At 66.9% G+C, this 13863-nt stretch carries 14 protein-coding genes and 1 tRNA gene; 4 read left to right on the plus strand and 11 right to left on the minus strand.

Going from position 1 to position 13863, the window contains the following annotated elements:
* The first annotated feature begins 194 nt into the window (after nucleotides 1–194).
* Entirely contained in the window at nucleotides 195–692 is a 498-nt protein-coding gene (locus Q0A34_RS05605; RefSeq protein ID WP_291479027.1) for a ferritin, read from the plus strand.
* 94 nt (nucleotides 693–786) lie between these two features.
* On the opposite strand, the gene nrdE is transcribed toward Q0A34_RS05605, so the two are convergent.
* The 6 genes from nrdE to Q0A34_RS05635 form a co-directional block, all read right to left on the minus strand.
* A complete protein-coding gene (gene nrdE / locus Q0A34_RS05610) occupies nucleotides 787–2946 on the minus strand; it encodes a class 1b ribonucleoside-diphosphate reductase subunit alpha (protein ID WP_291479028.1) in 2160 nt (719 codons plus the stop codon).
* 90 nt (nucleotides 2947–3036) lie between these two features.
* Nucleotides 3037–3480 carry a class Ib ribonucleoside-diphosphate reductase assembly flavoprotein NrdI gene (gene nrdI, locus Q0A34_RS05615; protein ID WP_291479029.1) on the minus strand — a complete coding sequence of 148 codons (444 nt, stop codon included), beginning with the start codon at nucleotides 3478–3480 and terminating at the stop codon, nucleotides 3037–3039.
* A gap of 15 nt (nucleotides 3481–3495) precedes the next feature.
* Nucleotides 3496–4791, minus strand: a complete 1296-nt coding sequence (locus Q0A34_RS05620; RefSeq protein ID WP_291479036.1) for an MFS transporter — start codon at nucleotides 4789–4791, stop codon at nucleotides 3496–3498.
* A gap of 158 nt (nucleotides 4792–4949) precedes the next feature.
* A complete protein-coding gene (gene nrdH, locus Q0A34_RS05625; RefSeq protein WP_038549888.1) occupies nucleotides 4950–5180 on the minus strand; it encodes a glutaredoxin-like protein NrdH in 231 nt (76 codons plus the stop codon).
* Nucleotides 5181–5552: 372 nt separating this feature from the next.
* Nucleotides 5553–5675, minus strand: a complete 123-nt coding sequence (gene ykgO, locus Q0A34_RS05630; RefSeq protein WP_012732041.1) for a type B 50S ribosomal protein L36 — start codon at nucleotides 5673–5675, stop codon at nucleotides 5553–5555.
* Between the two features lie 213 nt (nucleotides 5676–5888).
* Nucleotides 5889–6503, minus strand: a complete 615-nt coding sequence (locus Q0A34_RS05635) for a vitamin K epoxide reductase family protein (protein WP_291479030.1) — start codon at nucleotides 6501–6503, stop codon at nucleotides 5889–5891.
* A gap of 253 nt (nucleotides 6504–6756) precedes the next feature.
* Here Q0A34_RS05635 and Q0A34_RS05640 point away from each other — a divergent pair.
* Nucleotides 6757–6832 (plus strand) — tRNA-Ala (locus tag Q0A34_RS05640).
* Between the two features lie 291 nt (nucleotides 6833–7123).
* On the opposite strand, the gene Q0A34_RS05645 is transcribed toward Q0A34_RS05640, so the two are convergent.
* Complete coding sequence (locus tag Q0A34_RS05645) at nucleotides 7124–7924, minus strand: thioredoxin domain-containing protein (protein WP_291479031.1); 801 nt, start codon at nucleotides 7922–7924, stop codon at nucleotides 7124–7126.
* A gap of 265 nt (nucleotides 7925–8189) precedes the next feature.
* Here Q0A34_RS05645 and Q0A34_RS05650 point away from each other — a divergent pair, with 265 nt between their 5' ends.
* A complete protein-coding gene (locus Q0A34_RS05650) occupies nucleotides 8190–9617 on the plus strand; it encodes a sodium:alanine symporter family protein (RefSeq protein ID WP_291479037.1) in 1428 nt (475 codons plus the stop codon).
* A gap of 15 nt (nucleotides 9618–9632) precedes the next feature.
* Here the strand turns inward: Q0A34_RS05650 and Q0A34_RS05655 are convergent, their stop codons facing one another.
* Nucleotides 9633–10211 (minus strand): lipoprotein LpqH, encoded by a 579-nt coding sequence (locus tag Q0A34_RS05655; RefSeq protein WP_291479032.1) that lies wholly within the window; start codon nucleotides 10209–10211, stop codon nucleotides 9633–9635.
* A 120-nt stretch (nucleotides 10212–10331) separates the two neighbouring features.
* On the opposite strand from Q0A34_RS05655, the gene Q0A34_RS05660 reads away from it, so the two are divergent.
* A complete protein-coding gene (locus tag Q0A34_RS05660) occupies nucleotides 10332–11996 on the plus strand; it encodes an AMP-binding protein (RefSeq protein WP_291479033.1) in 1665 nt (554 codons plus the stop codon).
* Here Q0A34_RS05660 and Q0A34_RS05665 read toward each other — a convergent pair.
* From Q0A34_RS05665 to Q0A34_RS05675, 3 genes are all read right to left on the minus strand, one after another.
* Complete coding sequence (locus Q0A34_RS05665) at nucleotides 11908–12618, minus strand: phosphatase PAP2 family protein (protein WP_291479034.1); 711 nt, start codon at nucleotides 12616–12618, stop codon at nucleotides 11908–11910. The genes Q0A34_RS05660 and Q0A34_RS05665 overlap by 89 nt on opposite strands.
* A gap of 73 nt (nucleotides 12619–12691) precedes the next feature.
* The gene (locus Q0A34_RS05670; protein WP_291479035.1) at nucleotides 12692–13591 is read right to left on the minus strand and encodes a cutinase family protein; all 900 of its coding nucleotides are present in this window, start codon (nucleotides 13589–13591) and stop codon (nucleotides 12692–12694) included.
* A gap of 99 nt (nucleotides 13592–13690) precedes the next feature.
* Nucleotides 13691–13863, minus strand: a 173-nt coding sequence (locus Q0A34_RS05675; protein WP_291479038.1) for an excalibur calcium-binding domain-containing protein, incomplete at its 5' end; no start/stop codon positions are given.

Here is a 13863-nt window from a genome sequence, read left to right on the forward strand (position 1 = left end):
CAACGACACCTGTCCGCCCGCGACCCCCGCACCCTGCCGCCGACACGGCAGCCACCTGCACCTTTGCCGTCACAGGAAAGGTAGCGGAGGCAAGCCGCAGTTAGGGCAGACATGCCTTTTCACCTGCACATATAACTGGTTGGTTAGCCTGAACTGGCTAGAGAAAGGTTAAACCGATCAGTACCGTTTCAGCCATGAGCATCAACGAGAAGTTCCAGGAAGCCGTCAACAAGCAGGTCGTCGCCGAGCACCAGGCGTCCCTCATCTACACCCAGCTGTCCTACGAGATGGACCGTCTCTCCTTCCTCGGCATGCGCGACTGGTTCCGCGCACAGGCCGACGAGGAGCGCGACCACGCCGCGAAGTTCGCCGCGCACCTCCTCGACCGCGAGGCCCGCGTCGACCTCACCGACATCGAGCTGCCGTCGCTGAAGATCGCCACCCCGCTCGACGCCTTCGAGGCTGCGCTCAACCACGAGCAGAAGGTCTCCGAGATGATCCGCGACCTCGCCCGTACCGCGGACGAGACCGGCGACATCGACTCCCGCCAGCTGATCAACTTCTTCCTCGCCGAGCAGATCGAGGAGGAGTCCTCCGTCAACGACATCATCGACTGGATCAAGACCGTCGGCAACGACGGCTCCGGGCTGCTGCGCATCGACGCCAAGCTCGGCTCGCGCGACGGGGAGTAGTCTCCCCCGCCGCGCCGTCGTCCGGCTCACCTGACACGAACACCCTGAGGTCCCGAACAGGACCCCAGGGTGTTCGTGTCTGACCTGTACGACGTCAGAGCATGCAGCTCACGCAGCCCTCGACCTCGGTGCCGGCCATGGCGGTCTGGCGCAGGCGGATGTAGTACAGGGTCTTGATGCCCTTACGCCAGGCGTAGATCTGCGCCTTGTTGATGTCACGCGTGGTCACCGAGTCCTTGAAGAACAGGGTCAAGGACAGTCCCTGGTCCACGTACCTGGTGGCCACCGCGTAGGTATCGATGATCTTCTCGTAGCCGATCTCGTAGGCGTCCTCGAAGTACTCGAGGTTGTCGTTGTCCATGTGCGGCGCCGGGTAGTAGACGCGGCCGATCTTGCCTTCCTTGCGGATCTCGATCTTCGACGCGATCGGGTGGATCGACGACGTCGAGTTGTTGATGTAGGAGATCGACCCCGTCGGCGGCACCGCCTGCAGGTTCCGGTTGTACAGGCCGTTCGCCATCACCGCGGCCTTCAGCTCCGCCCAGTCCTCGGCGGTCGGGACGTGGATCGAGGACCCCTCGATGATCGCGGCGACCTTCTCGGTGCGCGGCTGGAACGTGGCGGGGTCGTAGGAGTCGAAGAACGCACCGGAGGCGTAGTCGGAGTTCTCGAAGTTGCGGAAGGTCGTCCCCCGCTCACGCGCGATGGCGTTGGAGGCCTTGAGGCACTCGTACATCACCGCGGCGAAGTAGACGTTGGTGAAGTCCAGTCCCTCCTCCGAGCCGTAGTGGATGTGCTCGCGGCCGAGGAAGCCGTGCAGGTTCATCTGCCCCAGGCCGATGGCGTGGGAGCCGTCGTTGCCCTCCCGGATCGACGGCACCGAGTCGATCGCGGTCTGGTCGGACACCGCGGTGAGACCGCGGATGGCGGTCTCGATGGTCCGGGAGAAGTTGTCGGAGTCCACGGCGGCGGCGATGTTCAGCGACCCCAGGTTGCAGGAGATGTCCTCACCGACGTGGGAGTAGGTCAGGTCGTCGTTGAACTCGCTGGGCGTGGAGACCTGGAGGATCTCGGAGCACAGGTTCGAGTGGGTGATCCGCCCCTCGATCGGGTTGACCTTGTTCACCGTGTCCTCGAACATGATGTACGGGTAGCCGGACTCGAACTGGATCTCGGCGAGGGTCTGGAAGAACTGGCGGGCGTTGATCTTCCGCTTGCTGATCCGCGGGTCCTCGACCATCTCCTCGTAGTGCTCGGTCACCGAGATGTCGGCGAAAGGACGGCCGTAGATGCGCTCCACGTCGTACGGGGAGAACAGGTACATGTCGTCGTTGCGCTTGGCGAGCTCGAAGGTGATGTCCGGGATGACCACACCCAGCGACAGGGTCTTGATCCGGATCTTCTCGTCGGCGTTCTCCCGCTTGGTGTCGAGGAACTTCATGATGTCCGGGTGGTGGGCGTTGAGGTACACCGCACCGGCACCCTGCCGGGCCCCGAGCTGGTTGGCGTAGGAGAAGGAGTCCTCCAGCAGCTTCATCACCGGGATCACACCGGACGACTGGTTCTCGATGTGCTTGATCGGCGCACCGGTCTCACGCAGGTTGCTCAGCAGCAGCGCCACGCCGCCACCCCGCTTCGACAGCTGCAGGGCCGAGTTGATGGAGCGGCCGATGGACTCCATGTTGTCCTCGATACGCAGCAGGAAACAGGACACCGGCTCGCCACGCTGGGCCTTGCCGATGTTCAGGAAGGTCGGGGTCGCCGGCTGGAACCGGCCGCCGATGATCTCGTCGACGAGGTGCCCGGCGAGCTCGATGTCGCCGTCCGCCAGGCCCAGGGCGACCATGCACACACGGTCCTCGTAGCGCTCGAGGTAGCGGCGTCCGTCGAAGGTCTTGAGCGTGTAGGACGTGTAGTACTTGAACGCCCCGAGGAAGGTCTTGAACCGGAACTTGTGGGCGTAGGCACGCTTGAAGAGGGCCTTGACGTCGGCGAACTCGTACTTGTCGAGCACCTCCGGGTCGTAGTACTTGTTCTCGACCAGGTAGCCGATCTTCTCCTCGAGGTCGTGGAAGTAGACGGTGTTCTGGTTGACGTGCTGCAGGAAGTACTGGTTGGCGGCCTCGCGGTCCTTGTCGAACTGGATCCGACCGTCGGCGTCGTACAGATTCAGTAGTGCGTTGAGCTGGTGGTAGTCCAGCTGATCGGCCTGTGAGACCGGCTCTGCGACGGTCTTCCCGAGATCGGTGGTCATTGCTCTCCCCGTTGTGAAAAAAGTTGTGGAACTGATGTGGAACTGACGGTGTGCGTATCTGACTATGTCTACTGGAGTCGGCGGCCTATGTCATGCCACGACCTCCCAGCGCCCGTCCTGCCGGAGCGAGTCCTCGAACTCCGCCAGACCCTCACGGACCCGGGCGACGTCGCCAGGCGTGCCCATGAGCTCGAACCGGTACAGGTAGGGCACGCCGCACTTGGCCGCGATGACCTCCCCCGCCCGGCAGAAGTCCTCGCCGAAGTTGAGGTTGCCCGACGCGATGACCCCGCGCAGCAGTGCACGGTTCGACGGGTCGTTGAGGAAGTGGATGACCTGTTTCGGTACGGGTCGGGAATCGTCCCCGGTGATCGAGGCGCCCCCGCCGTAGGTCGGGCAGACCAGGACGAAGGGCTCGTCCACCGTCAGCGCCGGGTCCGAACGCCGCAACGGGATCCGCGCGGCAGGCAGCCCCAGCTTCCGGACGAAGCGGTCGGTGTTCCGGGTGGTGGAGGAAAAATAGACGATGAGCATGGGTGACTGTCCTCTCTACTTCTCTCTGCTCTCGGCGAACCGGGCAGGAACGTACGCCAGGAAGGACGGGACCACCGCTACAGCGACGATGGTACCGACGATCACGAGGAGCCCGCCGATGAGCGTCGCCGTGCCCGCGCCGACCACGGAACCGGCCCACCCGTGCAGCATGTCGGCCAGGCGGGGACCGCCGGCGACGACGATGAGGAACACCCCCTGCAACCGTCCCCTCATCCGGTCGTCAGCGGCCTCCTGGAGCATCGCCGAGCGCTGGACGGAGGAGAACATGTCGGCGACCCCGCCCAGGACGAAGGCGATGACGGCCACCCAGGCCCACAGGCCCGCGCGCCCGTCGGCCAGGTTGACCGCCACACCCATCACCGTGACCGCGACACCCCACAGCAGGACGGACACCACGATGCCGGTGCCCTGGCGCCGCAACCGGGTGACCGTCCCGGAGAAGATCCCGCCGAGGACGGCCCCCACCGGCACCGCCGCGAAGAGCAGGGCGTAGAAGAGGCCACCGTCGCCGGCTTCCCCGAAGTCCACCGTGGAGATCTGGGGGATCAGGGCCCGCGGCATGCCGAACACCATGGCGATGAGGTCGATGACGAAGCTCATCAGCAGGATCGGCATGGCGGCGAGGTAGATGAAACCCTCCGCGATGCTGCGGAAGCCCGGGGTGCGCCGACGCCGGGCCGACGCGCCCGGGGCCCCGCCCGTGTCCGGCGGCAGGGTCGGGAGCTTCGCCACCGCCCACAGCGTCGCCCCCAGGCAGAACGCGTCGAGCAGGTAGAGCAGGGCGAACCCTGTGACCGGGATCAGCAGACCGCCGAGGATCGGGCCGACGATCGCCCCTGCCTGCTGGACCGTCATGTTCAGCGACACCGCCGCCGCGACAGACCCCTCAGGCACGATCCGGGCCGTGATGGCGGTCCGGGTGGGCTGGTTGACCGCGAAGAAGGCCTGCTGCAGCGCGAAGATACCGAGCAGCAGCCAGACGTTGTCGACACCCGAGGCCGCCTGCGCCCAGAAGGCGACGGCCGTGACGATCAGACCGACGGTGGTGATCATCAGCAGCCGCCGCCGATCCATCATGTCCGCCAGGGCGCCGCCGTACAGGCCGAACACGATCAACGGGACCAGACCGAACGCGCCCGCCAACCCCACGTACGCGGAGCTGCCGGTGATCGAGTAGATCTGCGCCGGGACGACGATCACATTGAGCTGCGCCCCGACCACCGTGACGATGTTGGCGGTCCACAGCCGACGGAAGTGCGGCGACTGCAGCGGCGTGGTGTCGGCGAGCATCGACCGAAGGGCCGTGCCGCCGGGACGGCGTACAGAGCGCGAAGCCACGAAGACACCACTCCAGGGGTTTGTTGGTGGTCAGACATAAAAAGAAGGAAGGACGCCGCGTGTCTCGCAGCGTCCTCCCCGGTGGTGTTCCGCCCCCTGCGGGGGCGGAATCAGGCCGCTGCGGCGTCCAGTGCCTTGATGCGGTCCGGCCGGAAACCGGACCAGTGGGCGTCCTCCGTGACGACGACCGGGGCCTGGAGGTGCCCGAGGGCCATGACGTAGTCGCGGGCCTCGTCGTCGAGACTGATGTCGACCATCTCGTAGTCCAGTCCGGCCTTGTCGAGAGCTCTCTTGGTGGCGGTGCACTGGACGCAGGCGGGCTTGGTGTAGACGGTGATCATCGAGGCACTCCCTGAAGAAAAATGACGGACGGTACTGCGGTGAGGGGCCCGGTGCAGCGGTGCCGTCGGAAAGCCCCTCGGCACCGCCCCTGCCGGGCTGATGACGACGACACTACACCGGGACCGGAGCGGGATACAAGCCATTTTCCTACGAGATATTGGGGTAACAACATCCGTGAAATACAACATGTAGTAGTTACAAGCGGGGTATTCGCAGGTGGCCCGGAGACGCCGGCACTACATGTTGGGCCGAAAAATCACGCTTGTAATTTCACCCGTGGCCCCCTGCTCCCCCGATACACGAAGAACCCCTCCCGGCCGCCCCGTGAGGGGGCAGGCAGGGAGGGGTTCACCAACCCGGATCCGCGGGTTCTAGCCCTGGCGAGCCTTGAAACGCGGGTCCTTCTTGTTGATCACGAAGACCTTGCCGTGGCGGCGGACAACCTGGGCGCCCGGCTTGTTCTTCAGCGACCGAAGGGACTTACGGACCTTCATCGGGCGCTCCTTTCTCGTCGTGCGCCCCGGGCTGCTCACACAGAACCTCGGCGCGGTGTTGATCGTGATTGATCGGATTTGATCAGGCTCCCCGGACCGAAGACACCTGCCCGGGGAAGCTACGTGCGAGCCCGGAAAGCCGGGTCGCGACACAGCACGACAGTCTAGCCGCAGACAGAGCCTCAGCCAAACCGGTGCGCAGACCACGCACCGTCAGAACACGAACTGCTGCAGAATCAGCGCGGTGAAGCCGAGGTACCAGACCACCACCACCGCGACAGGCATCCCGACCGCGGCCAGACCGGACGCCGGCTCCACACCGCGGTCGAGACTCCGCGAGCGCGCGACCCGCACCACGGTGGAGACGAACAGCGGGAGCACCACGGCCCACACCACCATGCAGTACGGGCACAGCGCCTCGATCTCGTACACGGCCTCGAAGGCGAGCCAGTGGACGAAGCCCACGGCGAAGACCAGACCGGCGAGGAAGCCGTACCAGAACCACGCCCGGAACTTCGCCCCCGCGAACAACGCCATTCCGATCGCGAGCACGACAGCGAAGCCGACCAGTCCGATGAACGGGTTGGGGAATCCGAAGGCGGAGGCCTGGCCGGAGTTCATGACGTCAGTACAGGAGACGACGTCGTTCAACGTGCAGGCCGGGGTGAAGCCCGCGTCCTGGAGGAGTTTGATCTTGTCGAAGAGGATAAGGCCCGACATGAACAGCCCGACGACACCGAACAGGACCAGCCCCGCGGCGTACGCCGTCGACGCACCCCACAGGCCCGGGGTACGCGCCCCGGGACGCGTCTCTACTGCTGCACTCACTGAATCTCCCATCGGTTCTGGCGTGGACGTGTGGGCACGGCGACCGGCGTGGCCACTGCAACTGCGCTGCGAGCCGTGACCGTCGTGTCCGTCGTGTCCGTACCTGCGATTCTCGCACATCCGGACCCCGGGTCCGCACAACTGTAACCGACCTCTCACCGTCCACCACCTGCTGGTTTGCACGGTTCGCGAACACTGGGGTACGTTATATCTCGTCCGCAGCGAGGAAGTCCTCTTCTTCACTACAGCGTACGGGGCTATGGCGCAGCTGGTAGCGCACCACACTGGCAGTGTGGGGGTCAGGGGTTCGAGTCCCCTTAGCTCCACCATCGAGGTCCGGCCCCGCTCTCCACACGGAGAGCGGGGCCGGACCTTTCTCGCGCGACAGTCGGCCGCGCACGTTCCCGGACCTGTCGCCGGGATCAGGTTCGCCCGGACCCGACCTGAGAACCCGCCTCAGTGTTGGTCAACGACCCCTTCGACCAACACTGAGCCGGGCTACTGGCGGGGCTGGCGGGACTGGCCGGCGACAGCACGAAGCCCCCACCGTCGCCGTGGAGAGAGTCAGCGACGTGTGGGGGCACAGCCCAGACAGCCCGGACAGCCCGGACCACCCGGACCTACTCGGAGTCGGAGGACTCCGTCTCGGTGGCGGCGCCGGACTCCTTCGGAGCGTCAGCCTCGTCACGGCCGATCACATCCGGCACCCAGTCCTTCATCTTCTCCGGGTTCTGCGGGTCGCGACCGATCTCGAGGGACTGACCGTCGACGTACAGTGCGGGAGTGGCAGCCTGCCCGTCCATGCGCTTGTTGAGCTCTTCGGTGTTCAGCTCCAGCTGCGGCTTGTACTTGTCCACGACGGACTCGTCACGGATGGAATCCACCACCTCGGAATCGACGCCGAGCTGCTCAGCCGCATTCGCGAAGTCCTCGTAGTCCCAGTCACGGGCAACCGTGGACTGGTCGCCGAACGCCTTCTCGTGGAAAGCCCAGAACGCGCCTGCGTCACCGGTGTCGGCGATGGCCAGCGCAACAACTCCCCCGCGGGTGGAGGACGGGTTGTTGCCGTTGTCGAGGAAGTTCACGGTCCGGATGTCGACGTTCATCTTGCCGTCCTCGACGGCCTTCTGCATCGAGTCGCTGTCCACCTCGGTGAGCTCTGCACAGTAGTGGCAGCTGTAGTCCTCGAAGACCTCGACGTTGGGCACGTCCTCAGCCTCATCCTCCGCGCGGAGGGACACGATGCCGTCCTTCTGGGAGACAGAGAACGACACATCCGCCGGCTTCAGCTCATCGCTGTTCGCGTTCCGGCCGTTGAAGACCATGAAACCGATGAACACCACGCAGATGACGACGAGCGCCACGATCCCCCAGAGAAAGCTCCGGTTCTTGTCGTTCGGCGCCTTGATCTTCTGACTCACAAACCTCAACCTTTCACGGTGATCTCTCTCCTCGTCCCGACATCTGTGCAGGACGTGACCGCGTCTACCCTAGCTGTCCGCGCCGGTCGAGAGCCATACGGCACGTCCCCCGTCAGCACCATTCCCAGCAAACTGGCATGCCCGGTTCCCCCGCTCACAGTGGACGCACAGCTGCGGGGCGCTCCCCCGGTACACGGAAACTTCGGGGGTTCCTTACACATCGGAAACTTGGGCGGGATATCTTTCTCTCATGCTAACCACCGACATGCTGCTCGCCTCGGGCTTCGAAGATGGCTTGAGCGCCACCGCCTCGTTCGTCTGGGGCCCCTGGCTCCTCGTTCCCCTGCTCTTCGCCACCGGCTTCGTCCTCACCGTCCGGCTCCGTGGCGTCCAGTTCCGGAAGCTCTTTCCGGCGCTGCGCCTCGGGCTCATCGACCGGGAGGACGACGGTGGTGAAGGAGACATCTCCCAGTACCAGGCCCTGACGACGGCACTGGCAGCCACGGTCGGCGTCGGCAACATCGTCGGTGTCGCCACCGCCATCTCCATCGGCGGTCCGGGCGCCCTGTTCTGGATGTGGGTCACCGGCCTGCTGGGGATGGCGTCGAAGTACTCCGAGGCCTTCCTCGGCGTCAGGTTCCGCGTGACCGATGGCAAGGGCAACATGTCCGGCGGCCCGCAGCGCTACCTCGAGCGCGGTATCAAGGGACCCCTGGGCAAGTTCCTGGCCTGGTTCTTCGCCATCGCCGCCGTGATCGCGTCGTTCGGCATCGGCAACATGACCCAGGCCAACGCCGTGTCGGAGAACCTCGAGAACTCCTTCGGTGTCGACCCCACGGTCACCGGTATCGTCCTGTTCATCCTGATCGGGGCCGTCCTGCTCGGCGGGATCAAGGCCATCGGCCAGGTCACCTCCGGTTTCGTTCCCCTGATGATCGCCATCTACATCATCGGTGGACTGGTGGTGCTCACCATCAACGCCGCGAGCATCCCGGAGGCGCTTGTGCTGATCTTCAGCGACGCCTTCACCGGGACGGCCGCCGTCGGCGGGTTCGTCGGTTCCGGAATCCTGCTGGCCCTGCAGATGGGTGCGGCGCGCGGCATCTTCTCCAACGAGTCCGGGATGGGTTCGGCGGCGATCGCCGCAGCCGCCGCGAAGACCACCCACCCGGTGCGGCAGGGACTGGTGTCGATGACCCAGACGTTCATCGACACCATCATCGTGGTGTCCTTCACCGGCCTGGTCATCATCTCCAGCGGCGTGTGGGACCAGGGTGAGGACCGCGCCGGCACGATGACCAGCGACGCCTTCGCCGAGGCGCTGCCCGGGCACTGGGGCGGCTACATCGTGACGATCTCGATCGTGTTCTTCGCCTTCTCCACCATCCTGGGCTGGTCGTACTACGGCGAGCGCAGTGCACAGCGCATCTTCGGCGACCACGCCACGATCCCCTACCGGGTGATCTTCACCTGCGTGGTCGTCGTCGGCGCGACGATGGAGCTCAACGTCGCGTGGACGTTCTCCGACCTGGCGAACGGCCTGATGGCCCTGCCGAACCTCATCGGTCTGCTGATTCTCTCGGGGCTCATCGCCCGCGAGACGAAGGCGTACCTGGACTTTGACCCGAAGCTCACCGCCTCGGCGACCGAGGTGGAGAAGTTCCTCGTCGAGCAGAAGTATCCCTGGCGCTGACCGGCCCGTCGTCGGTCAGGCGCAGCTGACCTCGAGCTCGAGGTCGGCGACGTCACCGGCGTCCGGGTGGTCGTCGTCGACCTCCAGTTGCCCGGTGACCCGGTAGGTGTCGCCGTCGACCTGGACGGTGGCGTCACGTTCCTGGGTGTCGGTGGACTCCCACTCCTTGCCTTCCCGGTCGACACCGAGCCCGTCGACACGCGGCTGGTCCCGGAGGTCGAGGTCCACTTCCACGTGGTCCGCCCGGTCCCCGGTCCACAGGTCGATCTCGAACTCGTCCGCCCCGTCCTGCCGGCACTGCACGTCGGTGAACTGTGAGGCGAGGTCGGCGCCGTCGAAGACCAGGCTGGTGACACCGACTCCTCCGGCGGTGCCGTCCTGCGTCGGACGTTCGGACGTGGTCTCCGGGGCGCCCGGGTCAGCGGTGACGGTCTCGGTGACCGTCGCTGTCGGGGCTTCCCCCGCGGCGGTGCCGTCCCCACCGTCGCCGCCATCGCCACTGTCTCCGCTGTCGCCGCAGGCGGTGAGCGCGCCGGCCACGGCGATCCCCAGGGCTGCGACGGCAGTCCGTCGCCGGGTGGTGCTGGTGTTCACGGCAGTTCCTTCCCTCGTCGGATGTTTCCCCGCCAAGAGTAGTTGATCCCGGCGATGCGGCGCACGGGTGCGACACCGGCGATATCCTCTGGGAAAACGTTCCCGACCAGAAGGACCACCATGACCGCCGGCCTCGACGTCGCCCTGACCCCTCTCCGTTTCCTCGACCGCAGCGCGACGATCTACCCGGACCGGACCGCCTGCGTCGACGGGCCCCGCCGGGTGACTTTCGCCCGGATGCACCGGGACGCCGAACGCATGGCCCGCGCGCTCCTCCGCCGTGGACTGCGGCCCGGTGGGCGCGTGGGCATGCTCGCCTCGAACAGCTACGAGGCCCTCCTCGCCCAGTTCGCCGTCCCCCTGGCCGGGGGCGTGCTGGTCCCGATCAACACCCGGCTGGCCCCGGCGGAGGTCCGCTACATCTGCGACCACGCCGGCATCGGCATCCTCTTCGGCGAACAGGACCTCATCCTCGCCTGCCGCCGCACCCTCGGCAGCGCGGGCCTGGTCGACACCTTCGTGCTCATCCACGACGCGGACGGCACCCAGCCGCAGCCCCGCTTCCCCGACTCCGGGGTGGTGACCACCGTGGACGAGTTCCTCGCCGAGGGTGACGGCGACGGAAACGACGGCGACGTCCCGTTGACGTACACCGTCAAGGACGAGGACGCGGCCATCGCCATCAACTACACCTCGGGGACCACCGGCAGGCCGAAGGGAGTGGTCTACACGCACCGCGGGGCGTACCTCGCCGCCCTGGGCATGGTCATGACACACACCTACACCCGCGACACCGTGTACCTGTGGACGCTGCCGATGTTCCACTGCTCGGGCTGGTGCACCGGCTGGGCGGCGATGGCTGCCTCCGCCACGCAGATCGCACTGCGGGCGGTGCGTGGGCCGGAGATCTGGCGGCTCATCGACGAGGAGGGCGTCACGGGCCTGTGCGGTGCCCCGGCGGTCCTGTCCACGATCGTCGGCGCCGAGGAGGCGCACCCGGTCTCCGGCCTGTCCGTGGCGACCGCCGGTGCACCGCCCAGCCCCACCGTCATCGGCGCCTGTGAGGATCTCGGCATCGACGTCATCCACGTCTACGGGCTCACCGAGACCTACGGCCCCACCGTCGCCTGCGCCCCGCAACCGGGGTGGGGGTCGCTGTCCACCGCGGAACGGGCCCGGCTGAAGTCCCGTCAGGGCCTGGCGATGGTCACCAGTGAGGAGGTGCGCGTGGTGGAGCAGATCGGGAAGGACACCCCGCAGGACGTGACGCTGGTCGACGTGCCGCAGGACGGTGTGACGATGGGCGAGGTGGTGATGCGGGGCAACATCGTGATGCGGGAGTACTTCCACAACCCCGACGCCACCGCCGAGGCGTTCCGGGGCGGCTGGTTCCACTCCGGTGACCTGGCGGTCAAGCATCCGGACGGGTACATCCAGATCCTGGACCGGGCGAAGGACGTGGTGATCTCCGGCGGGGAGAACATCTCCACCATCGAGGTGGAGCAGGCGATCATCAGCCATCCGTCGGTGGCGGACGTGTCCGTCATCGGTGTGCCCGACGAGAAGTGGGGCGAGGCCCTGCGCGCCTACGTCGTCCTGTCCCCCGACGCCGAACCGGGCCCCACCCTCGAGCAGTCCGTGGTCGACCACTGCCGTGGACTGATCGCCGGCTACAAGGTGCCGCGGGACTACCGTGTCATCGACGAGTTGCCGCGGACGTCGACGGGGAAGGTCCGGAAGAACGTGCTGCGGGACGGGGCCGGCGACGGTTCCCCGGACGCCTGACCAGTTCCCGCGGCACCGGGACCGCCGGGACCACACGGTCGAGCACTGTCACGGTCAGGACGACGACGGCGAGCCCCAGTGCCAGCCCGGTGAGGACGTCATGCACGTAGTGGACTCCCGCCGCCACCCTGCTGAAGGCCGCGGTCACTGCGAGTGGGACTGTGAACCAGCCCAGTCTCGGCAGGGCGAAGGCGCAGGCCACGGCGAAGGCCGCCGCGATCGTGGAATGGTTCGACGGCCACGCCCAGCTCCCCGCGTCCGGGCACGTCAGGACGGTGGCGACGTCCCCGGACGAACACGGCCGCGCCTGCCGGACGAAGTTCTTCGTCACCTCGCTGACCAGGTAGGCGACGATGACCCCCACCCCGCCGACCACCAGTCGACGCAGCACCTCACGGTCCCGGAACGCCGACCACACGGCGACCGCACCCGCCGTCACGACCAGGGCCAGCAGCCCCGCCTCAGTGAACACCGCCACCGCACCGTCGAGCGGTGACTCCGCGGCTCCCCCTGCGACGGTGCGGAACACGGTGTCCCGTGCGGGGTAGGTCGCTCCGGCCGCCAGCACGAGCAGCAGGACGACCACCCCGACGACGCGTGGGACGAAAGGTGGACTCGGCATTGCGCAGTAGGCTACCAACTCCCCCGTCCGGTTCCCCAAAAACGGGACGACCGCGCCCCGGTCGGAAGTGCGGTCAGAAGTGCCGGGTCAGGAACCCGTAGGCGGGGTTCACCCCACCGTTGCCGCCGTAGCTCGACACGTGCGCGTACTGGCCGGGAGCGAGCCCGAAGGGGACCTCGGCGACCATGTTCCTGTTCTCCGCGCCCCGGACGTCAGAGCTTCCGGTCAGGGCCTGGTCCACGGCGGAGGTCTCGGTCAGGGCATCGGCGTGGTCACGGGTGTTGCGGGTGCGCTCGTCGGAGTTGCAGATGTAGTCGGCACTGTCACAGATGTCCATGACCCGGCCGGCGAGCTCCCCGTAACCGCCGGGCAGGGCGCCGAAGACCCCTTCCCCGCCGCGGGCCGAACCGCCCTCCACGGAATCCGCTCCGCGGTTGGGGTTGGAGATCACCGCGGCGGAACCGAACCGTCCGACGTCGATCGGGCCGCGGCCGTGCCCGATGTCCGCGGCCACGCGGGACGCCACGTCCGCACCGAGCGAGTACCCGGTCAGACTGATCGTCGACGACGGGCACTGGGCCGCTGTGCGGGCGATGAGCTGGCGTGTCTTGGTGATGCCGTCCGCCTGGCTGTCGGTGTACGGCGTGGAGACGAACGGGACGGTGTCGTAGGAGACGGTCCTGGTGGTGGACGTCCCGAACTTCTCGAGCCGGGCCCCGAGGTCGGAGGTGTAGGCGCCGACGGGCAGGTTGTCCGGCAGCCCGGGGGCGGACTGGCCTCCGCCCGGGACGATGACCACGATGTCCGGTTCACACCGCGGGATCGCGGGGGTCGCGACGACGCCGGTGGAGAAACCGACTGCGGAGGCGACGGGGGCACCGACCACTGCCACGGCGAGGCCCGCCGCTGCGGCGCTGACGAGGGGACGACGACCGGGACGGCCGAAATGGCGAAGACGGCGTGTGAGGCGCACTGATACTCCTGGGGTGATCTGACGGACCCGACATGAAACAACAGACGAGATTATAGGCACCGCCTCTCCGACAGATTGCCCGACCCCCTGGCTGCGGGCCTACGTCTCGCAGCCGATGCCGTCACCGTCGCGGTCCAGGTGACTTCCGTAACCGGGCTGTCCGACGAGAATGGGGGCGGCTCCAGCCGCGCGAACCGCACTGCAGTTGGCGTAGTACGTGCTTTCCGGCGCGGGAGCAGGTGCCGGATTCGGCGCCGGGGCTGGGGCTGGGG

It is taken from the genome of Corynebacterium sp. (assembly GCF_022712195.1).
In the GTDB taxonomy this organism is placed as follows: domain Bacteria; phylum Actinomycetota; class Actinomycetes; order Mycobacteriales; family Mycobacteriaceae; genus Corynebacterium.

Bases quoted from the DNA above. Each gene is read 5' to 3' on its own strand.
- Q0A34_RS05665 (WP_291479034.1), bottom strand. From the start codon at position 12,618: ATGCCGAGTCCACCTTTCGTCCCACGCGTCGTCGGGGTGGTCGTCCTG.
- Q0A34_RS05660 (WP_291479033.1), top strand. From the start codon at position 10,332: ATGACCGCCGGCCTCGACGTCGCCCTGACCCCTCTCCGTTTCCTCGAC.
- ykgO (WP_012732041.1), bottom strand. From the start codon at position 5,675: ATGAAGGTCCGTAAGTCCCTTCGGTCGCTGAAGAACAAGCCGGGCGCC.
- nrdI (WP_291479029.1), bottom strand. From the start codon at position 3,480: ATGCTCATCGTCTATTTTTCCTCCACCACCCGGAACACCGACCGCTTC.
- Q0A34_RS05650 (WP_291479037.1), top strand. From the start codon at position 8,190: ATGCTGCTCGCCTCGGGCTTCGAAGATGGCTTGAGCGCCACCGCCTCG.
- Q0A34_RS05605 (WP_291479027.1), top strand. From the start codon at position 195: ATGAGCATCAACGAGAAGTTCCAGGAAGCCGTCAACAAGCAGGTCGTC.
- nrdH (WP_038549888.1), bottom strand. From the start codon at position 5,180: ATGATCACCGTCTACACCAAGCCCGCCTGCGTCCAGTGCACCGCCACC.
- Q0A34_RS05620 (WP_291479036.1), bottom strand. From the start codon at position 4,791: ATGCTCGCCGACACCACGCCGCTGCAGTCGCCGCACTTCCGTCGGCTG.
- nrdE (WP_291479028.1), bottom strand. From the start codon at position 2,946: ATGACCACCGATCTCGGGAAGACCGTCGCAGAGCCGGTCTCACAGGCC.